The following is a 22733-nucleotide window of genomic DNA, read 5'->3' as shown; positions in this document are numbered from 1 at the left end:
AAACTGGCTGCCGATAAAAAAGAAAAGTGTGCAAATAAGGAGGGGGCAGACTGTTGTTTTTAAGAAAAGCAAACAAACAGGAGAACGAGCAAGTGAAAAGGGAGCCAGACCCTATTAAAATCGAACTGGATGAAAGTGACTGCCAAAAACAAATTGGGTTTATCGATTTACATGCAAGTGATCTCGAATATATACATCTCTTGTATCCACTTGTAAACGAACATATTGCACCGATTACTGAAGCCTTTTACGAGAAATTGCTTGAACAGCCCCATTTACGGCAGCTAGTAACGACTCATAGCAGCATTGACGCGTTAAAACAAACATTAAAGCAGCATATTTTAGAAATGTTTGAAGGAAAGGTGGATGCCGCTTTTTTTGCTAAGCGTAAACGGATCGCGCAAACCCATGTTCGAATTGGCCTTAAAACCAAGTGGTACATCGGCGCTTTTCACAACTTGCAACTAGAACTACAGCGGATGATCGTCAAACACTTCAAAAGTGGCAATGAACAATTTCTTGCTTTTTGCGCAGTTGGGAAGTTTATCAACTTTGAACAACAGCTCGTTTTAGAAGCGTATGAAGAGGAAGAACGGCGGATCCGGTTAAAATTTGAGAAACATAAAGATACGTATATCGGGCAAGTCCGCCACGCTCTCCAAAACATTGAGCATTTAGTCGGTAAAATCGAGCAATCTGTCCAAAAAGCAGCTGTCCAATCCCAATCAATTGAAACATTAACGGACGAAGGCAAATTTCATTCCGCGCGCTCATTAGATGCTTCCAAAAGTGGCCAGCTGCAAGTGGACAGGCAGAGCGGCCATATGGACCACATCCAAGCATGTATAAAACAAATTGAAGCTAGCATGAATGAATTGACGACGTTATCTACACAATTTGAGGAAGTTGTTGCGATTGTTAAGCAAATCGCAGACCAAACGACACTATTGTCTCTAAATGCGAGCATTGAGGCGGCACAAGCGGGAGACTACGGAAGAGGGTTTGCCGTGGTAGCAGACCAAGTCCGCAAATTAGCAATAAAAACCAAAGACTCAAGTGGCCACGTAGCCAGTTTAGTTTCAGACGTCCATGCCCAAAGAAAGCTTGTTGAACATTCGATTTCGGAAGTTGTCCAAGCTGTTGAACAAGGAATCTCTAGTATGGAAACGATGGAGACATGCTTCGAACAGATTCTCCATTTTGGGCAAACAAATGAAGCCCACTTTGGCGAAATTCAAAGCAATGTTAGCCAATTGCATGTATCGATAGCTGAACAAATGAAAGCGGTTGTCTCATCAGCTGCAGCTGCGATCGAACAATTGGCAGCTCAGACTGCAAATTATGAGCAATCGATCGAGAAAAAGACAGAAGACGAGATCACGACTTTATCAGGGCATTCCTGAATAGTCTTAAAAACCCTTTAAAGAGCGTGTTTAATCCATCGTTTTAGTGGATGAGGGCATTTGGACGGAGTGCCTTTTGATGAGTTCATGTCGGATGATGCGTCCTGAACTTGCTCGCCCGGTTGCGATTGAATCAAACAGCAAGTTAGCAGCCGTTTTGCCCATGCTAAAAAAATGTTGCGAAACGGTTGTTAAAGGAGGAACGGCCATTTTTGCGAGCTTGGTGCCATCAAAGCCGATAACAGAAAGATCTTCCGGAATGCGAAGCCCTTTTGCAGTAGCGGCGGACATGGCACCGATCGCGAGTTCATCGCTTGCCGAAAAGATAGCTGTCAAATTCGGATGATCGGTGTAAAGCCGTTGAAAGGCTTTCTGCCCATCTTCAAAATAGAACCCTTTGTCCCAGGCAACTTTCGTAGGCACATAAGCAATTCCCGCTTCCTTGAGCGCCCGTTTGTAACCGGCCATTCGTGGCGCTCCAGCCAACAAATCAGACGGGTTTCCGCTAATCATACCGATCTCTGTATGGCCTTGCTGAATGAAATAACAGATCGCATCATAAGCTGCCGTTTCATTGTCGACTTGGACAGCTGGTATCGTTGGGTCTTCCGAATAAGCAGATACGGTGACAACAGGCACGCCCATTTTGCGGACGATTGCCACATATTCCAATGTTAGCAGTTGGCTTGCAAATAAAATGCCGTCTACTTGTTTTTCTTGCAACAACTTTAAGTATTCTTTTGTTTTATGGCCGCTAGAGGCTGTATTGCAAATGACAATGCTTTTCCCTCTCGCATGTGCAGCTTCCTCTATTCCTTGAAGAATTTCAGCGCTGACAAGTCCTGATATTTCTGGAAACAAAACGCCAATCGTATTGCTTTGCTTATTAATGAGGCCGCGGGCAATCGCATTTGGGGAATAACCCATTTCTTCGATTGTTTTTAGCACATGTTGTTTTGTTTTTATAGAATAGCCAATTCCGTTGTTTAATACGCGGGAAACAGTGGCAATCGAAACGCCTGCTTCTTTGGCTACATCTTTAATGGTTGGTTTGTTCAATCGCGTCATTCCCCCTAAAACACACTTTCCTAAGTTTAGTATGGGAGCGTTATAATAAATAGTCAAGCGCTTTCATGAAGCAACACGAGTACATTTACTGTACTCGTGTTAGCCTGTGGACAAGGGTATGCTCGGCATTTGCTTCGGTCATATGCTTGCTTATGAAACTACGTGTATTCGTTACGTCCCACTCTACCATTTTTTGTCTAATAGTTAAAATTCTTCATATTCAGCAGGATCCTGGTTTTGAATGCGGCCGTCGGCTTTTGTTAATTTGTTTATTTGCTCCATTTCTTCCGTGCTTAGGGAAAAATCGAAAATCGCTATGTTTTCAAGTTGGCGTTCAGGTGAAGCCGATTTTGGCAACGGAATTGCCCCAAGCTGTACGTGCCAGCGCAATATAATTTGTGAGACGCTTTTTCTGTGCGTAGCCGCAATCTGTTTAATCACTTTGTCTTGCAAAACGCTGCTAGCGCGGCCGAGAGGGCTCCATGATTCAGTAACAATATGATGATTGTTATCCCAAACACGTTGGCTTTCCTGAGAAAAATAAGGGTGAAGTTCAATTTGGTTAATGCTTGGCATGACGCCTGTTTCCCGTTCTAATCGCTCTAAATGCTCTGGCAAAAAGTTACATACTCCAATTGAGCGAATAAGCCCCCATTTTTGGGCATCGATTAATGCTTGCCATGCTTCTACATATAAGTCGGTTTTTGGGTTTGGCCAATGGATCAAGTATAGGTCATAATAGTCCAATCTTGCGCGCAACAAAGATTCTTGAATGGTCACGATCGCTTGCGCATATGCTTGTCGCCGCCCTGGTAGCTTTGAAGTGACGCGCAACTGTTCCCTTGGGACAGAACTACGCCGAATCGCTTCTCCGACAGCTCCCTCATTCTCGTAGTTGAAGGCAGAATCTAGCAGACGATAGCCAATATCAATCGCGCTCACCATTGCATTGACGCCTGCTGCTCCATTCAACGCATACGTGCCAAAGCCAATAGCTGGCAACTGCAGCCCATCTTTCAGTGTGACAGTGGGAATCATCTGAAACACTCCTTGTCTTTTTTCAATAGTCTAACATTGAACGTTTATCAACGTCTAACCAAAGGTTGTTTGCGACTTCAATTGCTGTTGACGCTTTCCTTTGCTGCTGCTATAGTGTTGGTGATAATGATTTTCATTTGCAAATAAACATATGGAGGTACTTGGTTCATGAAGGTTCCTGTTATTTTCAGTTCTTTCCTTGCAACTGTACTTTTGCTTGGAGGCTGTGGCAATACAAGTTCAAATGAAGGCGAGGAGCCTAGCGACAATCAAAACGACGCAACTACGAGTGGAGAGACGCGGGCGTTTACGGCTCCTAATGGGGAAGAAATAAACATACCTGAAAATCCAGAAAGAATTGTCACTGATTTTTATGCTGGCGAGTTTTTAGCCGTTGGCGCGAATGTGGTCGGGGCAGGTTCTTGGAGTTTTTCGAACCCGTTTATTGAAGAAGAGCTTAAAAATATAAAGGATGTGGGTGATCCGATTCATACAGAAGAGGTTCTTGCGCTTGAACCTGACTTAATTGTTGTGATGGACGAAGAACAATACGAGAAGCTTTCTCAAATTGCGCCAACCGTAGTCATTCCATACAATACGGCCAAAAATGTTGAAGAATCGTTGCAACTGTTTGGCGAACTAGCAAATGCCGAAGCAGAAGCGGCTCAATTTCTCGACAGTTTTAATGAAGAGGCGGAAGCGGCTCGAGCTCGCGTACAGGAAGTAGTCGAGGACGATGCGACATTTGGCATTTATGAATTGACGGACAAAGGCGATTTCTGGGTATTCAATGACAACGCCGGCCGTGGCGGGCAAGTCATTTACAATGCGCTTGGTTTAAAGGCGCTGAAAGCGATTGACGAAGAAGTAATCAAAACAGGGGAAATGAAACAATTGTCTACGGAAGTCATTCCTGATTACGCAGCTGATTACATGTTTATTACCGACTACCATCCTGAAGGGGACAGCAAGCTTGCTGAGATGGAGTCTTCCCCTATCTGGCAAGGGCTTGAGGCAGTCAAAAACAATCGTGTGTTTATAAATGATTTCGATACATTTTATCCGTATGACCCGATTTCTGTCCGTGGCCAAATTGATTTAATTGCTGACATGATTGTAGAGCGTGCTGAAAATAACGGCCAGTAGAAACGGGACAACTTAGCGATCTCGCTGTTCCATTTCGGTGGAACAGCTTCTTCCGTTTTCATCTACCGGGGCTTGATTTGCCAGCAACTCTTTGCCAAGGTACAATGGTAGAAAAAGAGGTGTGAACCGTTGTCAGCTCCTACGCCGGAAATCATCGAGGCTGTTTCGTTTATCCAGCGAAACCTCCATGAATCGCTTCGCTTAAACGTGATCGCCAAACATGTCGGATATAGTCCGTATCATTTTGTCCGAAAATTCAAAAATGAAATCGGGATTTCGCCGCTTTATTATGTCTCTGCCCTTCGTTTAGATAAAGCGAAACGCCTGCTCGTCCATACAAATTTAGGAGTTCGCGACATCGGTTTAGAAATTGGCCAGCAAAGCCTTGGCACGTTTACGACTCGCTTTACTGAACGAGTAGGGGTGAGCCCTGGCCGTTTCCGTGAATCATTAGCAAGTGCGGAAGGACATTTACAAGCTTTGCAAAGGCTGCAAAAGTGGCCTGCGACACGAGCGGCTGCCCCTCCGATAAATAGCGTAAGCGGGACTGTGACAGCCGGTTCGCCGTTTTCAGGTGTTGTGTTAGTCGGCTTATTCTCAAAACCGATCCCTGAAGGGTTGCCACGTTACGGTACGTTGCTCTCTGGCAGCGACGATTTTTGCTTTTTGAATGTTGCCCCTGGGACGTATTATTTGCTGGCAACAGCCGTTTCATGGGGGATGGAAGGCAAAGACTTTCTACTCCCGCAGCAAACATTGCGCGGCCGCCTAAAGACAGCGATTGTCATGCGGCCATTTGCCGCAGTAGAGGGGATTCGCCTACAACTTCACCCTCCTAAACAGGATGATCCGCCAATCTTGATTTCCTTGCCATTATTGATGAACCATTTTCTTCTTAAACAGCGCAATTGGTGAGAAACGGCCGTTTGTTCCATTTGGTAAGATGAGTGTAACTTGATTTAAGGAGGCAATGACTTGAAAACAGAACAAACACAGTTTACGCAATTGTATGCAGGTTTAAATGAGGCATTCGCCAAAGGGGACGTTGATTTTATTCTTAGCCATGCGGCCGAAGACATCCGGTGGGAAATGGTAGGTGACTCCGTTATTGAGGGGAAGCAGGAGGTCGCCAAAAGGCTGGAATCAGTAGTAGGGGTTGTGAGCGAAGAATACACGACAAAACGGATCATTGCTTCTGGCCGTACTGCAGCCATCGAAGGAACCATGCTGTGCCCAGATAAAACAGGAACGAAAAGGAAAGCGGCGTTTTGTGACCTATATACACTCAATGAAAAAGGAAAGATTACGGATTTAACGGCTTATTTCTTTTTTTTATAAAAGAAGATCGTTTCCGAGAACAACGCCTGGTTACGCCAGGCTGTTACGCCAGGCGTTGATTGTGTCATAAAATTTTATGCTTGTTTTTTAAAACGTTTACATGTATGATTTTGATAATCTTACAATTGACTTACGATAATCAAAACGAAGAGGGAAGAAATGAAAGTCACAGCAAAAGAAATATCGAAACAACTAGGCGTTTCAATTGCTACAGTAGATAGAGTTCTGAACAATCGCGCCAATGTCAGTGAAAAAATGCGCAAGCGCGTATTGGAAAAAGCGGAGGAAATGGGCTATGTTCCTAACCGGATGGCCAGCATCCTCTCACGAAAAGTAACCTTTCATGTCGCTGTCGTTTACAAAGAATATCCGGCTTACTTTTGGGAGCAAATCGAGACAGGCATTGCCCAAGCTGAATTAGAACTGCGGGACTACGGCGTCACAGTCCATCGTTTTCGCCTCCCGGTTGAAGCATTTACGGAATCACCTGAACGGATTCAAGAAATATTGGCAGATGACACCATTGATGCTGTTGCAATAGCTGCCCTTGGCGATGCGATTTCCCCGTATTTAAAAGCGAGTAAAAAGCCTATTTGTACGTTTAATGTGGACGCACAAAACAGTGGGCGGTTATTTTATGTTGGCTGCGATTATTACTCGTCAGGAAGGTTAGCTGCTGAATTAGTGGCGAAGCTGGTTCCAGCGCAAGGAAAGGTTGGCGTGCTGCTAGGCGGAAATCATGATTACCAAGCGCGGGAAAAACTACAAGGTTTTCGTGAAGGCCTAGAGGAATTTAGGCTGGAGCTGTGTAAGGCGGTTCGCCTTGGAGAAAGTGACTTGCCCTTCCAGCCAGGACAGCAATGGCAGAAAGAAATGGCTGGTTTGGATGGGTTGTATGTAGCTACAGCAGAGTTAGGGAATGTGGCCGAGTTTTTTTCAAAATACCCTAAGCATCAAGTGGCAGCATTGGTTGGCCACGATATGAATGATTTGATCTATAAGCATCTTCATACACAAATGATTGCCGCAACGATTACTCAAGACCCAGTCAGCCAAGGATACCTAGCAATCAAAAAATTGTTTTCTTTGATGGTGCTCGAGGACGAAGACGCTAAACAATCAACGATTACGAAACTGGAAATTGTCATGAAAAACAATGCCTCGTACTATACTTAATCATTGGGTTGTATATTCCAATGATTAAGTTGTTTCTTTACTTTGTTTTGATTATCGATAATCAATTGACTGAAAAATGGAGGTTGAAGGAACATGTTAAAAGCGATTCAAGTTGGAGTAGGGGGGTTTGGACTTTCTTGGTTTGAACTGCTCCAATCTTACCAGCAAGCAGAGGTAGTAGCCATTGTCGATCCACTCGAGACGAATGTGCAAGCGGCATTGAAACGGGCAAATCGCAATGTTTTATCATTTGACAGTCTAGCAGAAGCAATCGAGAAAGTAGAAGCCGACTTTGTGTTAATTGTGACGCCACCAACTACTCATGCCGATTTGGCGAAGACAGCCATCAAAGCGAAGCTTCATGTCATGATGGAAAAGCCATTGACAGATACGCTCGAGGAAGGAAAAGCATTACTGGCATTTACGAACGCACACGCGCAAAAAGTAATGGTTAGCCAAAATTATCGCTACCACCCGCAAATCCAGACGATTAAAGAGTTACTCGATCAACAGGTGATTGGAAAGGTGGAGTATGGGGATTACTATTTTAACCGCGCCACTCGTTTTGGCGGCTGGAGGGACGAATATGCTGATATTCTTTTGCAAGACATGGCGATCCACCATTTTGACATTCTCCGTTTTCTGCTAGAAAAAGAGGCGGTTGAAGTGACAGCAGCAAGCTTCCGCCCATCATGGAGCTGGTTTAAAGGCATGCCTAATGCCCATGTTGAGATCCTGTTTGAAGAGGAAGTGCGAATAAGCTATACCGGTAGATGGGCTGGAAAGGGGCGTAAAACCCCTTGGAATGGAGAATTGCGTCTCGTAGGTGAAAAAGGGGCAATTGAACTAGTCGACGACCGCGTTTACGTGTATAAAGCAGAAGAAGATGAACCAACGGAGATTCAGCTTAAAACGAGTTTGTTGCCAGACCGACTGTTGTCTCTTGATGCATTTGTTGCCGCTATTCACCATGATACAGTCCCACCTACGTCAATTGAAGATAATGTGAAAAGCCTCGAATTGACGTGGGCAGCGATTGAAGCGGCAAAGTCAGGAAAGAAATGGACTTGTTGAAAACGGCTTGATACTCGTTAAACAGGGAGTGTTTCTTTATGAAAAAAGCATTTGCGTTCATGCTGGCATGTTCACTGGCGCTTGGCGTTGCCGCCTGTAACGAAACAGCCTCGAAGGAGCAAACGACTTTGACATGGTGGGATACATATGGCAGGGATGGCACAGAAAAATCAGTCATCGATGCCATTGCCAAATATGAGGAAGCCCATCCTGATGTTAAGATTGAACGCGTGTCTGTCCCTTTTTCAGAAATGCAACGGAAACTTCTCTTGGCGATGGTTGGCGGGGAACTTCCAGATATTATGATCGTAGATAATCCGAACCATCAAGCGCTTTCAGCTGCCGGGGCAACAGCTGATCTGACAGAATTGGTTGAGCAATGGGGAGAAGCAGACCAGTATTTTGAAGGCCCGTGGGAATCAACGATGTACCAAGGACGGAATTTTGGCATTCCATTTGGAAGCAACAATTTAGCCCTTTTTTACAACAACGACTTGCTAGAAGAAGCGGGAGTCAAACCGCCTACGACATGGGATGAGTTGAAGGAGGCTGTTCCTCGTCTGGCAGGCACGACGGACGGTTACCCATTTTCTGTAGCTGCTGTTCGCAGCGAGGAAGGCGCCTTTCAATTTCTCCCTTTTTTATGGCAGGCAGGCGGGGATTTGCACCAGTTGGATAGCGAGGCAACGAGAGAGGCACTTGCGCTTTGGAAAGAGTTTATTGATAGCGGTTACATGTCCCGTGAAGTTCTATCGCTCAATCAGCAGGATATTGCCTTGCAATTTGTAAATGGGAATACAGCGATGATGGTAAATGGGACTTGGCAAGTGGAGCAATTTCGCGATTCGCTTGAATTTGATTGGGGCGTAGTCCCTCTCCCAGCGGCTGAGGCACAGGCAACCGTCATCGGCGGCGAAAATTTTGCGATTGGCAGTTCTTCAGAGCATATTCAAGAAGCGTGGGATGTGATCATGTTTATGCAAGAAGAAGAGGTGCTTATGCAAATGGTAAAAGACAAACATTACTTGCCTGCGAGAAAAGACTTAATCGAAGACCCCTATTGGCAAGAAGACGAAATGTATGAGCCGTTTGCTGAAAGCATGGAATTTGCCAGAGCAAGGGCATATGGCGAACAGTACCCAGCCATTTCCAACGAAGTGCAGAACATGATTCAAGCAGCGCTGTCTGGATCAATTCCTATTGATGAAGCGATTCAGGAAACAGCCAGTGAAGTGAACGCCTTGTTTGAGAAAAACCAATAATAAGCTTAGGGGGAAAGCGAATGGAGTCGCCACTTTCAGCCGTAAAACGGCCGCGTTCGTTCAAACCGAAGAAAAGGCTGCCAAAAGATATAGTAGGAAAGTATATGTTTGTGTTGCCTGGGCTGCTTTTTTTAGCTGTCTTTATGTTGTTCCCAATCGGCTACAATGTATATTTGACGTTTCATAATGTAACCGTATTCAACATTATGTCTGGCTACGAGTTTACTTGGTTTGACAATTACAAGGCTGTTTTAACGGACGCGGTGTTTTTGCAATCCATGAAGAACTCGGTTGTGTTTACAACATTATGTTTGCTATTCCAGTTTGTCATCGGGCTTGCCTTGGCGTTATTTTTTAATAAAACATTTCCAGGCCGTGGCCTATTTCGGGCGCTCCTTTTAATGGCCTGGATGATTCCACTTGTGATTACCGGTACGCTGTTTCAATGGATGTTCGCCGGCGAATATGGGGTCATCAACCATTTTCTATTATGGGCAAACATTATCGAAGAGCCTATTTATTGGGTGTCGAATGAGCAAACGGCCCTTTATAGCACGATTATTGCTAACATTTGGATTGGCATTCCCTTTAACATGGTCATCTTGCTGGCAGGACTCCAATCGCTGCCAACGGACATTTACGAAGCAGCCCGAGTAGATGGGGCTTCTAAATGGCGGCAGTTTTTTGCGATTACATTGCCTTTGCTAAAACCGACGTTGTTCATTTTGGTCATGCTCGGCATCATTTACACATTTAAAGTGTTTGACATCATTTTGATTATGACCAAAGGCGGGCCGCTGTACGCTTCAACTGTCATGCCGTTTTATGCCTATGAACAAGCGTTTATTAACTACAACTTCAGTATCGGCGCTACCATTACCACCGTGATGCTTACCTTGTTGATTGTTGTTTCGCTTATCTATTTACGGATTGCTCGTAAGGAGGATGCAGCATGAAAAAGCGGTTTGTGGAAAGTCAGTATGTAGCCAGTTTAGTTGGTCTTATTTCAACCATGCTGTTTTTGTTTCCTGTTTATTGGATGTTTGTCACGTCCATTAAACCAATGTCAGCGATTTTCGCAATTCCCCCACAACTCATTCCACGGGAGGTGACTACGGATGCCTATATGGACAATATTTTAAGCAACCCAGAGATTGTCCGTTTTTTTCTCAATAGTGTCGTGATTGCACTGGGCACATTGGTTTTAACATTAGCGCTTGCTGCTCCTGTTGCTTACGGATTGGCAAGGCTCGACATTAAGGGGAAAGGAGCGATGATTGGCGTCATGCTTGTAGCGCAGATGCTGCCGAGCATCATGCTGGCACTGCCCTTTTTCTTGCTGTTTTCTCATTTGGGGTTGTTAAATCATGTTATCGCCTTGATTTTGGCCAATACAACAACGGCGCTGCCGTTTGCCGTCCTTGTATTGCGTCCATTTTTTATGTCCATTCCCCAAGGGTTAGAAGAAGCAGCAGCCATTGACGGAAGCAATCGTTTTTTAACGTTTGTACGGATTATTTTGCCATTGGCAAAGCCAGGGCTGCTAACAGTCGGTGCCTTTGCCTTTTTATTTGCCTGGGGTGACTTGCTATACGCCCTTATTTTGACAACCGATGAAAGCATTCGGCCGCTTACAGTCTACTTGTATACGTTTGTTGGCCAGCATGGAACGAATTGGAACAGTTTAATGGCAGTTTCATTCGTGGCCATTATTCCGATTATCTTAATTTTTATTGCTTTTCAAAAGCATATTGTCGATGGTATTGCATCTGGTTCAATGAAATAAATAATGGGAGGAACGAATGATGAGGCTTGGTGTATTTGCTGTTTTATACGGAGAAAAGCCGTTGGCAGAAATGTTGGATCACATAAAAGACAAGGGCCTTAATACAGTTGAAATCGCCACAGGCGGTTATGTTGGTGATGCCCATTGCCAACCAGAGGTGCTTTTAACAGATGAAAATAAGCTTGCCGCGTTTAAAGCTGCTTTTGACGAGCGTGGTATAACCATTAGCGCCCTTAGTTGCCATGGCAATGGGCTACATCCTAATCCGCAGGTGAGCAACGCGCATGACCGTGTGTTTGAGCAAACTGTACAATTGGCTGCAAGGCTAGGTGTGGAGACTGTTGTGACCTTCTCTGGTTGTCCAGGCGAGTCGGAACAGTCTCGCTATCCTGTTTGGAATACGTGCCCATGGCCACATGATTTTTCGGAAATGCTTAAATGGCAATGGGAGGAAAAAGTCCTCCCTTACTGGCGCCAAAAGCATCGCTATGTAAAAGAACATGGTGTGCGGGTTGCCATCGAGCCACATCCTGGTTTTGTCGTATATAACAATGAGACATTGTTGCGGCTACGCAGGGAATGCGGGAAGCAAATCGGCGCCAATTTTGACCCGAGCCATTATTTTTGGCAAGGCATGGATCCCGCCCTTTGTATTCGTGAACTTGGAGAGGCCATCTATCATTTTCATGCGAAAGACACGAAAATCGAGGCAGTAAACGCAAGGCGCAACGGCGTTCTTGATATGAAGCCGTACCGCGATATCGCGAATCGGTCCTGGATTTTTCGGACTGTCGGTTATGGCCATCATGAAGAAGTTTGGCGAGAAATAATTAGTGCCCTTCAGCTCATTGGCTACAAGGGAGCCATTAGCATTGAGCATGAGGACGGGCTCATGACAAACGAAGAAGGCTTGACGAAGGCGATCGCGTTTTTACAAACGGCGATTATTCGTAATGATGCGGGCGAGATGTGGTGGGCTTAAAGGAAAAACGAGTACGCGTCAAAGCAAGCAAAAAGAGGTGATAATAAAATTGAATCAATAAGCTTCCAATAAACCACACACTAGCACCACGCTGATAGCGCTATAATGAGGAAGGAATGTTTTGAATTAAAAAGGAGTTATCAGCAATGGGGTACATGAGTCTTGTATTTATGAACGTTGTCCTTCCAATTCTTATTTTAATCGCAATAGGCGCTTTGTTTCAGCGGCGTTTTCACTTTCAATTAACGCCAATTTCGAAACTCTTGACGTCTTGTTTTATGCCAGCTGCTGTGTTTTTGAACATTTATGAAGCACAGTTTGACATGCAGTTATTAGCACAGCTTGTTTTTTATTTGCTCGTGTTCACAGGAAGCACGATGGCGCTTGGGCAGCTTTTAGCGAAAGTCCTAAAATTAAAACGCGGGGAAGGAGCGGCATTAAAAAACAGCATCTCGTTGATGAATTCCGGCAATTACGGGCTGCCTGTTAGCCAACTTATTTTTAGTGCAAACCCGTTGGGCGTGTCTGTACAAATTATTGTCCTTGTTTTTCAAAACTTGCTTACATATACATATGGGCTTTACAATTTGTTATCGGCGACTAAGTCGATCGTTGACATTGGCAAGTCGCTTGTAAAGCTTCCAATTGTGCATGCGCTGTTAGCAGGAATCGTTTTTCAAGCTTTTGCTTGGCCGATTCCAGGATTTGTACTCGTTCCACTTGAACAATTGGCTAATGGATTTGTAGCGTTGGCACTGTTTTTGTTAGGTGCTCAACTTGCAGGCATACGTTTACGTTCTTTCCATCGTGCAATCGCCTGGAGTTTGCTTGGAAGGCTCGTCGCCGGTCCCGCCTTTGCTTTGCTGTTCATCTTTACCCTTGGCATTGAGGGTGTTGTAGCCCAATCCTTGTTTATTGCAAGCTCGTTTCCTACTTCAAGAAATACGGCGACACTGGCGCTTGAGCACGAGGTAGAGCCTGAGCTCCATGCCCAAATCGTTCTTTATTCAACGCTGCTCAGTTGTGTAACAGCTACAGCAGTCATTCATTTGGCGAGCGTCTTATTTTAATGGCAGAAGGCTACTATCTGTCGGCGTTTATCCAACGGTCTCTGTTTCGGTTACCTTGATGTCGAGAAGATAGTAGCCTTCTGTACCGCGAAGCAACGTGCATAAAGCTTCCAGTTTTGCAACGGCTTCAGTAGGAGTTAAGGCTTTGTTATCATTTAGGCGAATGCTTGTCGAATGTTCTCGGTGATGATCTCTACTTGCTTGTTTGCTTGACTCGCCTTCCCCCGCCTTGTTTCTAGCCGACTCATGTGATGGTTCGTTTGACATAAACATCCTCACCCTTCGATTTGATTGTCCGCTACTTTCAATCTGCAGCGGGAAAGACTAGCAAATGCTATCGTAATAGGCGAAACATTACACCTCTTTTTTCTATTTTCTTCTTCCTTTTTCCTCTTTTTCCATCCATTTCTTTAAAAGTTGTTTTGCCTCTTTACGCCGATGAAGACCAATTTTGCTATAAATGTTACTGATATAGTTTCTTACAGTCCCTTCATGAATCGCCATTTCGTGGGCAATTTTTTTGTTAGGGTAGTCAGCCGCTATGTAAGCGATTACTTTTCTTTCCATGCGGGAGAAGTGGACACGGGCCAAATGAGTCGATTCCTCTTCCACTAAATGGGTATCATAAATGGACTCGCCTTGCAAGATTTTTGCTGCTTTTTCCATTAATTGTTGAAAGTTGGTGCTTGTCGATAGAAAGCCGTTGACATCATAATTCCTACAAACTTTGATGTACTCGTATGTCGCCCTATCTGCGAGCACAAGCACCGGCAAATGGGGATTGCTAGCGCGCAGTTGTTTAATAAAGGCGATACTGTCTGGCTGTTCTCCATAGACGATGGCGATATCTACGGAAAAATTGGCAAGACACGTTTCTATCTCATGAGCTGTGTGGACAACGCACAGCTGACTGTCGGTTTCTGCAATACGGTAACGGAACATGTCGGCAAGCAAGCCTTTTCTTGAAATAAATAATAGGTTCATCGCCTCATCATGACTATATATCAACCCTTTCCCTTCGTGCTCACACCTCTACCGTAATGTGACGACCTGTACAATTCCTAAACATTCCACAAAGCCTTATGGACTATGTATAGAAATTGTATAGATCGAAACAGTATTGTTAACCAAAAGAGTATTAAACGAACGAGTGTGTCGGTTTTAGGAGAAGCGAGGCGGATTAGGCAATGACGGTGCAGATCATACCAGTATTTAAAGTTACGAATTTGGCTAAGAGCAAAGAGTTTTATACAAAACGGCTCGGGTTTACAGCAAACGATATTGCAGCTGATTGCGTGGCGGTCCAAAAAAAAGATGCGATCTTCCATCTAATGGAGAGACCAGGAAGTCAAAACGCCCATTGCCGTCTATTTGTAGAAGACATTGGCGAGTTTTTTACGGAAAGAGAGACTTCATTAGAGGAATGGAAGGCACTTGGGAAATTGTGGTTAAGTGCAAATGGCCAACTTATTTTAGCAATCAAAGATACGGATGGAAATACAATTGAATTGATTGAGGGCAACCAAAAACAGTTGGCTCTGGTACCTCACCTAAATGCGTATGAATAAATTGTTCCTTTTCTCATAAGCTAAATCCAGCTTAGAAAGAAAAGAGGGTAAAATTATGGGCAACAAGGACAAAAAGCGCAATAACCAATTTAAAGAGAACAGCAATCATGGCGAACACCGCAATGGCCGGTTAAGCCAAATCAAAAACCATCATGCAACTGGCGGCGAACCAAATGAATATTTGAACAGAAAAGCGGATGAGGAAGAGCATGGCCCAAACACAATCAATTAATAAAAGACGCCCAATGCAAGTGCGTCTTTTTTGTTTTTCGCTAAAAGGAGGGAATAGACATGGCAAATCGGTAACAGGAAACCATTCCTGGCTAGATCGTATTTTCAGCAATAATAAATAGTCGTCAAAAAAGTGGCAAATGGAGGCAGCGGCGTGCTGTTGTTAACCAAGGCAAATTATGGCGATTTCTTGAATTAGTTTGTGAAATGTTGAACAAATGAAAGTAGTTGTGTATAGTGGAGGTAGAAAGGCATGTGAAAACATTCACAAATAAAAGGGGGAAATTATATGTTACATTTTTTACAAAAGACAAAAGCCGCGGCTGTATGTTTGCTTGCTGTGCGACTATATTTAGGATGGATGTGGGTTACTTCTGGCTTTGGCAAAGTGACAGGCGGATTCGATGCTTCCGGGTTCCTAGAAGCCGCAGTTGCCAATCCTGTTATGAAAGGGGAGGGACTTGCTTTTCCACTCTACCATGCATTTTTGGAAAATGTGGCCTTGCCGAACGCCGGGTTGTTTAGCTTTTTCGTTATGTGGGGGGAAATCTTCGTTGGGATTGGCTTGATCGTTGGTTTGCTTACACGAAGCGCTGCGTTCTTTGGAAGTACGATGAATATGTCCTTTTTGCTGGCGGGCACCGTTTCTAATAACCCGATCATGCTCATTCTATCCATTTTCATTCTTATTAGCAAAAACAATGCAGGAACGATCGGTTTAGACCGTTATGCAGCTCCGTTAATGGGACAATGGCCGTTATTACAAGGAAAACCGAAAAGAAAAGCAAAGAGCGCCTGACCTGATGCCTAAATAAATAGGGTCAACGCTTGTGCGACTTCAAGCAGCTACAATAGCTGCTTGTTTTTTTATCCGTAATCGCTCCAGCAAGGCTGCTTCTTTGATTAAAATAAAGCTTTGGTAATGAAAACGTACAGCGTTCAAGCTTACAGATATTGCATGTGCTCATTTGGTGGTGCTTGCCCATACTAAGGGCAATGAAAGATAGCGAAGCCAAGGAGAAGGAGCCAGTATGTTATTAAGACATTTGTTGGATATATTGGAGTACGAGGAACGTCACGGCAGCGATGCTGTTAACATAACCGGCATATCGAATAACTCAAAAACGGTGAAGCCAGGTGATTTGTTTATCGCCATTGCGGGCTATTCGATCGACGGCCACAAGTTCATTGACCAGGCGATTGCCGCAGGAGCTAAAGCAGTCATCGGCGAGAAGGAAATCGGAAAACAGGCTGTTCCTTATATAAAGGTGACAGATAGCAGAAAGGCGCTTGCGTTAGCTGCAAAGCGCTTCTATAAAAATGAACAGAAGAAAGCGATCATAATTGGCATAACAGGAACAAATGGAAAAACAACAACGTCCTATATGTTGAAACACATAGTAGAAACATGTGGGTATACATGCTCTCTGTTTGGGTCTGTCCAAAACATCGTAAACGGACAAATCTTACCAGCAACTACAAACACGACGATGGATGCTCTGGAGCTACAAAGGCAATTGGCAGCGAGCAACGACCAAGTGGTTATTATGGAAGTCACTTCCCATGCATTGATGCAGTATAGAGTATTTGGAATCGAATTTGATTATGGGTTGTTCACTAATTTAAGCCAAGACCATTTGGATTATCATGGAACGATGGAAGCTTATTTTGGGGCAAAGCTACGGTTATTTGAACAACTTGCGCCAGCTGGCAAAGCCGTCATTCACGCTCAAGGTGAATGGGGGGAAGCATTTCTAGCCTCTTTGAAAAAGATGGATGTGCCTTACATTTATACATTAGGTGGAGCAGAAGCGACGCTACAATTAAGCAATGTCCGGATCGAAAAGCCGATGCAAGCCACGCTTGCTGAAGACCATAAATCGTATGATTTAAAGGTTCCTCTTCTTGGCGAACATAATGTGTACAACGCTGCAATCGCTTTTTTGACAGCGCGCTTGCTTGGGCTGAATGCAAGAAAAATGTTGGCTGCACTTGAAAAATTCCCAGGGGTTCCTGGACGTTTTGAACTTATACACCATCCAAAAGGCGCCAATATCGTGATTGATTATGCCCACACAGAAGAGGCGTTTTATCATTGTTTAAAAACAGCGAAAGAGTTAAATGCCCGTCGAATCATTCATGTGTTCGGCTTCCGTGGCAACCGCGATACGTCAAAACGGCAGGCGATGGTTAACGTTTCGAAAAGGTTCTCTGACTTCATTATTTTGACTATGGATGACTTAAATGGCGAAAGCTTTGAAAGGATGAGGAAGAAGCTTGAGAACTACCAACTTGGCGAAAATGGGGTTGTGATTCCCGACCGCACAAGCGCCATTGCTTATGCGTGGGAATTAGCGGAAAACGGGGATTGGGTTTTTATTACAGGCAAAGGGCATGAAGCCTATAGGCAATCGTACCACTTGCCAACCCAATCCGATAAAGATACGGTACAACATTTATGGCAAAGAACAATAGCCAGTAAGATGTTGGTTGACTGAAATTTAGCCTAACTTTGCTTCAAAACTTAGTTTTTCCAGTGCTGCAGAGATGGATGAATAAATGCGGATATGGGTAAAGTCAATGCCAAGTTGAATCGCCGTTTGGGCAATTTCTGGTCGGATGCCTGACAGTGAAGCTTTTGTTCCAATTAGTTTTAATCCATCTATTAAGGAGAAAATCTGATTGGCGACCATCGTGTCAATCACCGGCACGCCAGACAAATCAATGAGCAGTGAATCAACGCGGGTGTTGACGCATTGTTCAAGAGTTTGATCAAAGATAACTTTTGCTCGGTGCGTGTCAATTTCACCGATAAGCGGCAACAGTGCTACTTGCTCATTTAAATGGATAACAGGAGAACTGAGTTCTGTAATCATATCTTTCTGTGCTTGTAGTAGTTCTTCGGATAACTCCTGGTTACGGACACTAAACGCAATCATAATTTTTTTGAACGAGTGGAAAATTAACTGGATCGTCTCGTTATACTGTTTTATGCTCATCTCAGGATGGTGCGTTTCCACATATTGGTGCAGAGCGTGTAAATATAAGGATTGAGTATTTAAAAATTCTTCCATAATTTCAGGGAGGGGTGTATCCAAATGAGCAGGGTCCGAGGCGATGTCAGTAACCCACTTATCTATGTAGATGTCGACTTCTTCATTTGCTGGATTGAAAATTTCAATAAACAGTTCGTGAAACTGGCGATTTTGCGCTTTTAATTGCTTGATTTTTATTGGGTCCGTTGTTCCATAAATCCCCTCTTTCGACTTGTCTAAATTTGCATACCATGTTTCCGTCAACTCTGCAGATCGGTCTTTAAAATATTGATATAAAGACAAAGGCATAAGCGTTCGCTACTCCTTCTTAAATACTGTATTTATCGTCATTATTACAGCTTTTTAAGCGCTTGTCCAGATTGTGGCCCGCAACAAGGACAAAGATGTTTTCGCAAGTATGTCGCTGTTTCTCTGTTACTTGAATCGAAAAGGAACCTCTTGACTTGTCTTTCTATTTCATGCTAATTTGATTACGTAATCAAATTTTTGATCGTTTATTCAATAGGGGGGAGTCACGTGGCCGAATCGTTTATTGCCGAAGCACGCAAAGAACAGATTATCCAAGCATGCATAAGAACGCTTTCTGAAATAGGCTACAATAAAATCAGCTTAACAAAGATCGCCAAAAACGCGAAAATTAGCACAGGTTTGATCTCCTATCATTTTGCCGATAAAGCGGACTTAATTCATCATACGCTTATGTATTTAGTTGCTGATCAGCTTCATTATATTAGTGAGTGCATAGAAGCGACGAAAAAAGGGGCAACGGAACAATTAAAGGCTTTTATTGAGGCGAGCCTTGCTTATCAGGCAACCCATTATGAAAACAATGTGGCCATGATTGAAATTGTTTTTAATGCCCAAACGGAAGACGGCACGCCTTTTTATCTTTTAGCAGACAAGGAGACAGATGGGCTCGAATTGTTATTAACCGAAATTTTAATCGCTGGGAAGGACAAAAAAGAGTTTGCCACTGATTTCGATCCAGCGCTTGTTGCCACGATCATTCAAGGAGCGATAGGGGAGATCATGTTAAAAAACTGCGACCATGAGCAATATGAAACGTATAAAAATGAATTGACACGGATGGCTTTAAAGATGCTGGCTTAGAGCTATCCATCTTCTACGAAATAAAACTGATTGAACAGCCAAATAAAAAATTGGTTAACTAAAAAAAACGGAGGATGAACCATGCAAAACGTTACCAAACTAGGCCCGAACCGTTTTGAGCAGGGGCTTGTGTGGATAATACCGGCTCTAGTAGGAGGAGCAATCGGCTGGTTTCTGCCAGCGATTATTGATTTTTTGCTAAGTATTCCTTTCTTGTCATCGCAAGGCGTTCTGTTGCTCATTGATTCGTTTTCCGCCTTATTTGTTTCCATTGCTGGAGTAGTGGTTGGCGTATTGTTAGGACTGATTTTGTCGGGGGCAGCTTTTCATGAATCGTTAGTGGTTGATGTTTCCGACTCAAATGTTACCGTAATGAACAAAAACAAACAAAAACAGTTTTTAAAAACGGATATTTCTGCAGTGTTTGTTGAACATAAGAGCCTTGTCATTCTCGGGGCAAATGGGAAAGAGCTTTATCGCGAAACGATTGATGTCAAGCAAGACAAAGTCGAGCAAGCGTTTTGGCACCATCGTTATCCATGGGTTAAGAGCGATCCATTTGCTAATGCGTACCGACTTTGGACGCTTAGCGATGAAGCTTGTGGTGAAGCAGCGAACAAGGTTCTCTATTCACGCCGTATGGCCTTGAGAGAAGGGGAAAGCGAACAAGCAGAGCGGTTGCGGGAAGATTTGCGAGAATTAGGTATTGCCGTAAAAGACAAGGGAGAAGAGCAGTATATCCGCTGTATGCAAACAAATAATAGCCATTAGCACAGAATCAATTTCTGTGCTTTTTTTTGCCAGCCACTTGACATTATATCTACTTAGTAATACTATATACCTGTACTTAGTAATACTATATAGCGGTGCTCTTTCACCCTTATTTGCATAAAGAGGTGCTTGTTATCGATAATTTAAGTTTAATGCTCAAAGGAGTATTGCAAGGAATGATTTTGCAGTTGATTGAGAACAAAGAAATGTATGGATACGAAATTACACGTAAGCTAAACCAACTTGGTTTTACTGGCATCGTCGAAGGGACCGTTTATACTGTGCTTGTCCGTTTGGAAAAGAACAAGTTGGTCAATGTGGTGAAAAAACCTTCTGATATGGGTCCGCCGAGAAAATTTTATACATTAAACGAGGAAGGCAAGGAAGAGCTTTTGCGTTTTTGGGAAAAATGGGCGTTCTTAAGTGAACGAATTGAACAAATCAGAAATGAGGGATAAGAATGGCTTTAAGCAAACAGGCGCAAGAAAGCATTAAATTATTCGCGAAAGAACAAGCCAGCAAGCATTTGGACAATGCGGAAATGAGTTATTTTGAAAGTTTAAGCCAAAAAAGCGGCGAAGTGAAGAAAAAACTCGCCAAACAAATGGAAAAGTTTAAACGGACATCCAAGCAAACCCTTGAAGCACGTGAGGATTTAGAAACGTATATGAGCGATTATGTCAATGATCTCATGAGCCAAGGCTACCAAGAGGAAGAAGCGATGGAGCTGGCTAAGAAAGCACTAGCTGCTGACAGCGACAGCGATTTAGCGGCAAATCTTCAAGATAAGTATAAAACGTATTATTTAACCCGAAGCCCTGAAATGGAGGAAACAATCGGACTGTTTTACGCAGGCTTTATGTTTGTTGGCATGGCGATCGGTGCCGTGGTTGGCATACTGATAGGGGCGTTTGTGTTTACTGCACACTTTTTTGCCTCAGTGGCGATCGGTACTGGTCTCGGGTTGATTTTTGGACTCGGCTGCGGCATGCTTAAGCACGGCTCTATCGTGAACAAATCATCAGCCAATGACCGCTATTGATGCGAGTATGAAGGAAAACTAGTTAGGTAGAAAACGCCTAACTAGTTTTTTTGATTCGTGTAGCCCGTGTAACATTTTGGAGTTTGTAAGCAACTAGAGGTCTAAATTTCTATTGTTTTCACCGTTCGTTTACACATTATGTCTCTTGTTCGGACAAAAATGGACAAATTAAATTACAATCATATTACAAATCGATTACATTTTTCTTGCTTATTCTAAGTGTTTGTTATAAAATCAAAATGGATGGAAATATATTCTATCCATTTAGCGAAAAGTAAACCTAGTTGTCTACTTTTCGGGCAATCATAATCGAATAATCCGTTACATACGCTATCTAGGAGACTTTGAAAAATACCGAAAAAAGAAACTTTCTAGGATTGTTTCCGTTTTTAAGTCGGATGCTGTGTTTTCTTCCTCCTAAATGAAGCAAAACGGAGTGATTGAGAGGTGTTGACGAATGAAACACTTTCTGGCACTTATGGCGTTTGCCTCTATTTGTGTGCTCGCCGCTTGCGGCAGTGGTGAAGAACGTGTGGCCGCTTCAGTTTCTACCCACGAGAACGTTGTCCTGGAAAAAACCATTCCTGACCTTTCCGTGACCGTTTTTTTAGACGAGGAAGAATTCGATAAACTTCCAGTGGAGTTGGTCAACGAGGATGACCTCCGAAAATGGGCAAGGGACTTGGCTAGAGGCAAAGACGGCTTTGACCAAACGATGATACCGGCTAAATGGAATGGCCAAGAACTAGTTGGCGGCCAAGACCAAATAACGCTCGACGAACAGAAGCTCGTTGAAGACATCCTTAGCTTAAGCGTTTGGGAGCGAGAAGTGACGCTGCCTATCAACAGGCAAGCAATTTCTGCCAGAGCCGACGATATAAACAACATTGAGAATAAAACAATTGGCCACGGCCGAACAAGCTACAATAAGAACGTTAGCGGACGTGTTGAAAACATTCGCTTGTCGACAGAAAGCGTAGACTATGTCGTTTTAGGGAGCGGCGATACGTTTACGTTTAACGGCATTGTAGGCGAACGCACAAAAGAACGGGGCTACCAAGTGGCAAGCGTCATTATGGATGGCGATTTTACAGATGGGCTTGGCGGCGGCATCTGCCAGACATCGACGACTCTTTACAACGCTGTTCTTGACGCAGGTTTGACGGTATTAGAACGCCACCCGCATTCTCTCCCAGTTGGTTATGTAGAAGAGGGCATGGATGCGATGGTAAGCTGGGGCAGTGCAGATTTGCGCTTCCGTAATGACTTTGATTACCCAGTCGTGATCCGTGGCGGCGTTGATAAAGAAAAAGGCGAAGTCTGGTTCGACATTCGCAAATAATGTTGGGTGAGGGGAACGAAAATGATCGTTCTCTTTTTTTTTGTTGGAGAAAAAAGAAAATACTTGAATATTGTGTAAAATGGATGTCAAAATGGGAGGGAAAATTAAAAAAGAAGAGCGTGGTCTATCAGTGGGGCAACTAGATTGTTTTCTTGTAAATCCACGTGGATATATGACAAATTTCAATTTTATAACACTATAAATCGGTGAGACAATCGTTAAAAACAGGCAACCTATTCTTTATAAACAAGTCGCTTTTTTTTGTACTTC

Annotated in this window: 25 protein-coding genes; 20 read left to right on the top strand and 5 right to left on the bottom strand. The window is 43.7% G+C overall.

Annotation, left to right across the window (positions count from 1 at the left end):
* Nucleotides 1–53 precede the first annotated feature (53 nt).
* Nucleotides 54–1403 carry a globin-coupled sensor protein gene (locus V5G21_RS06015; protein WP_051881176.1) on the top strand — a complete coding sequence of 450 codons (1350 nt, stop codon included), beginning with the start codon at nucleotides 54–56 and terminating at the stop codon, nucleotides 1401–1403.
* 30 nt (nucleotides 1404–1433) lie between these two features.
* Here V5G21_RS06015 and V5G21_RS06010 read toward each other — a convergent pair whose 3' ends face one another.
* Nucleotides 1434–2471 (bottom strand): LacI family DNA-binding transcriptional regulator, encoded by a 1038-nt coding sequence (locus V5G21_RS06010; RefSeq protein WP_035203281.1) that lies wholly within the window; start codon nucleotides 2469–2471, stop codon nucleotides 1434–1436.
* A 204-nt stretch (nucleotides 2472–2675) separates the two neighbouring features.
* Entirely contained in the window at nucleotides 2676–3509 is an 834-nt protein-coding gene (locus tag V5G21_RS06005) for an aldo/keto reductase (RefSeq protein ID WP_035203279.1), read from the bottom strand.
* A gap of 168 nt (nucleotides 3510–3677) precedes the next feature.
* On the opposite strand from V5G21_RS06005, the gene V5G21_RS06000 reads away from it, so the two are divergent.
* The 10 genes from V5G21_RS06000 (at nucleotide 3678) to V5G21_RS05955 (ending at nucleotide 13343) form a co-directional block, all read left to right on the top strand.
* Entirely contained in the window at nucleotides 3678–4655 is a 978-nt protein-coding gene (locus V5G21_RS06000) for an iron-hydroxamate ABC transporter substrate-binding protein (protein ID WP_035203277.1), read from the top strand.
* Between the two features lie 129 nt (nucleotides 4656–4784).
* Nucleotides 4785–5570, top strand: a complete 786-nt coding sequence (locus tag V5G21_RS05995) for a helix-turn-helix transcriptional regulator (RefSeq protein WP_035203276.1) — start codon at nucleotides 4785–4787, stop codon at nucleotides 5568–5570.
* Between the two features lie 60 nt (nucleotides 5571–5630).
* The gene (locus tag V5G21_RS05990; RefSeq protein ID WP_035203273.1) at nucleotides 5631–5993 is read left to right on the top strand and encodes a nuclear transport factor 2 family protein; all 363 of its coding nucleotides are present in this window, start codon (nucleotides 5631–5633) and stop codon (nucleotides 5991–5993) included.
* Nucleotides 5994–6152: 159 nt separating this feature from the next.
* Nucleotides 6153–7169, top strand: a complete 1017-nt coding sequence (locus tag V5G21_RS05985; protein WP_035203270.1) for a LacI family DNA-binding transcriptional regulator — start codon at nucleotides 6153–6155, stop codon at nucleotides 7167–7169.
* Between the two features lie 93 nt (nucleotides 7170–7262).
* A complete protein-coding gene (locus V5G21_RS05980) occupies nucleotides 7263–8243 on the top strand; it encodes a Gfo/Idh/MocA family protein (protein WP_051881175.1) in 981 nt (326 codons plus the stop codon).
* A gap of 38 nt (nucleotides 8244–8281) precedes the next feature.
* Nucleotides 8282–9505, top strand: a complete 1224-nt coding sequence (locus tag V5G21_RS05975) for an ABC transporter substrate-binding protein (RefSeq protein ID WP_251225518.1) — start codon at nucleotides 8282–8284, stop codon at nucleotides 9503–9505.
* A gap of 20 nt (nucleotides 9506–9525) precedes the next feature.
* On the top strand, nucleotides 9526–10461 hold the full coding sequence (locus tag V5G21_RS05970) for a carbohydrate ABC transporter permease (protein WP_338465361.1): 936 nt from the start codon (nucleotides 9526–9528) through the stop codon (nucleotides 10459–10461).
* On the top strand, nucleotides 10458–11291 hold the full coding sequence (locus V5G21_RS05965; protein ID WP_095294006.1) for a carbohydrate ABC transporter permease: 834 nt from the start codon (nucleotides 10458–10460) through the stop codon (nucleotides 11289–11291). The genes V5G21_RS05970 and V5G21_RS05965 overlap by 4 nt, the downstream gene beginning before the upstream one ends.
* 19 nt (nucleotides 11292–11310) lie before the next feature.
* Nucleotides 11311–12273 carry a sugar phosphate isomerase/epimerase family protein gene (locus V5G21_RS05960; protein WP_095316224.1) on the top strand — a complete coding sequence of 321 codons (963 nt, stop codon included), beginning with the start codon at nucleotides 11311–11313 and terminating at the stop codon, nucleotides 12271–12273.
* 146 nt (nucleotides 12274–12419) lie between these two features.
* Nucleotides 12420–13343: an AEC family transporter gene (locus V5G21_RS05955; protein ID WP_338465360.1), complete on the top strand. Its 924-nt coding sequence runs from the start codon at nucleotides 12420–12422 to the stop codon at nucleotides 13341–13343.
* 27 nt (nucleotides 13344–13370) lie between these two features.
* Here the strand turns inward: V5G21_RS05955 and V5G21_RS05950 are convergent, their stop codons facing one another.
* Nucleotides 13371–13610, bottom strand: coding sequence for a hypothetical protein (locus V5G21_RS05950; protein WP_035203257.1), 240 nt, complete (start codon nucleotides 13608–13610; stop codon nucleotides 13371–13373).
* Nucleotides 13611–13712: 102 nt separating this feature from the next.
* Nucleotides 13713–14327 (bottom strand): helix-turn-helix transcriptional regulator, encoded by a 615-nt coding sequence (locus tag V5G21_RS05945; RefSeq protein WP_338465359.1) that lies wholly within the window; start codon nucleotides 14325–14327, stop codon nucleotides 13713–13715.
* A gap of 203 nt (nucleotides 14328–14530) precedes the next feature.
* On the opposite strand from V5G21_RS05945, the gene V5G21_RS05940 reads away from it, so the two are divergent.
* From V5G21_RS05940 to V5G21_RS05925, 4 genes are all read left to right on the top strand, one after another.
* Nucleotides 14531–14911: a VOC family protein gene (locus V5G21_RS05940; protein ID WP_338465358.1), complete on the top strand. Its 381-nt coding sequence runs from the start codon at nucleotides 14531–14533 to the stop codon at nucleotides 14909–14911.
* A 55-nt stretch (nucleotides 14912–14966) separates the two neighbouring features.
* Nucleotides 14967–15143, top strand: a complete 177-nt coding sequence (locus tag V5G21_RS05935) for a hypothetical protein (protein WP_169024156.1) — start codon at nucleotides 14967–14969, stop codon at nucleotides 15141–15143.
* Nucleotides 15144–15431: 288 nt separating this feature from the next.
* Nucleotides 15432–15941 carry a DoxX family protein gene (locus V5G21_RS05930; protein WP_073305329.1) on the top strand — a complete coding sequence of 170 codons (510 nt, stop codon included), beginning with the start codon at nucleotides 15432–15434 and terminating at the stop codon, nucleotides 15939–15941.
* A 232-nt stretch (nucleotides 15942–16173) separates the two neighbouring features.
* Nucleotides 16174–17640, top strand: a complete 1467-nt coding sequence (locus V5G21_RS05925) for a UDP-N-acetylmuramoyl-L-alanyl-D-glutamate--2,6-diaminopimelate ligase (protein ID WP_338465357.1) — start codon at nucleotides 16174–16176, stop codon at nucleotides 17638–17640.
* 3 nt (nucleotides 17641–17643) lie between these two features.
* Here the strand turns inward: V5G21_RS05925 and V5G21_RS05920 are convergent, their stop codons facing one another.
* A complete protein-coding gene (locus V5G21_RS05920) occupies nucleotides 17644–18486 on the bottom strand; it encodes an STAS domain-containing protein (RefSeq protein ID WP_338465355.1) in 843 nt (280 codons plus the stop codon).
* A gap of 228 nt (nucleotides 18487–18714) precedes the next feature.
* Here V5G21_RS05920 and V5G21_RS05915 point away from each other — a divergent pair, with 228 nt between their 5' ends.
* The 5 genes from V5G21_RS05915 to V5G21_RS05895 all read left to right on the top strand — a co-directional run bounded on the left by V5G21_RS05915 (nucleotide 18715) and on the right by V5G21_RS05895 (nucleotide 22463).
* Nucleotides 18715–19308, top strand: coding sequence for a TetR/AcrR family transcriptional regulator (locus V5G21_RS05915; protein ID WP_063609232.1), 594 nt, complete (start codon nucleotides 18715–18717; stop codon nucleotides 19306–19308).
* 81 nt (nucleotides 19309–19389) lie between these two features.
* On the top strand, nucleotides 19390–20079 hold the full coding sequence (locus V5G21_RS05910; protein WP_338465354.1) for a YqeB family protein: 690 nt from the start codon (nucleotides 19390–19392) through the stop codon (nucleotides 20077–20079).
* A 152-nt stretch (nucleotides 20080–20231) separates the two neighbouring features.
* Nucleotides 20232–20537, top strand: a complete 306-nt coding sequence (locus V5G21_RS05905) for a PadR family transcriptional regulator (protein WP_170969632.1) — start codon at nucleotides 20232–20234, stop codon at nucleotides 20535–20537.
* Between the two features lie 2 nt (nucleotides 20538–20539).
* The gene (locus V5G21_RS05900) at nucleotides 20540–21121 is read left to right on the top strand and encodes a hypothetical protein (RefSeq protein WP_338465353.1); all 582 of its coding nucleotides are present in this window, start codon (nucleotides 20540–20542) and stop codon (nucleotides 21119–21121) included.
* A 457-nt stretch (nucleotides 21122–21578) separates the two neighbouring features.
* On the top strand, nucleotides 21579–22463 hold the full coding sequence (locus tag V5G21_RS05895; RefSeq protein WP_338465352.1) for a VanW family protein: 885 nt from the start codon (nucleotides 21579–21581) through the stop codon (nucleotides 22461–22463).
* Nucleotides 22464–22733: the final 270 nt, after the last annotated feature.

Source organism: Shouchella rhizosphaerae, from assembly GCF_036700015.1.
Classification (GTDB): Bacteria; Bacillota; Bacilli; order Bacillales; family Bacillaceae_D; genus Shouchella; species Shouchella rhizosphaerae.
This window is presented reverse-complemented; position numbering and strand designations above follow the sequence as displayed.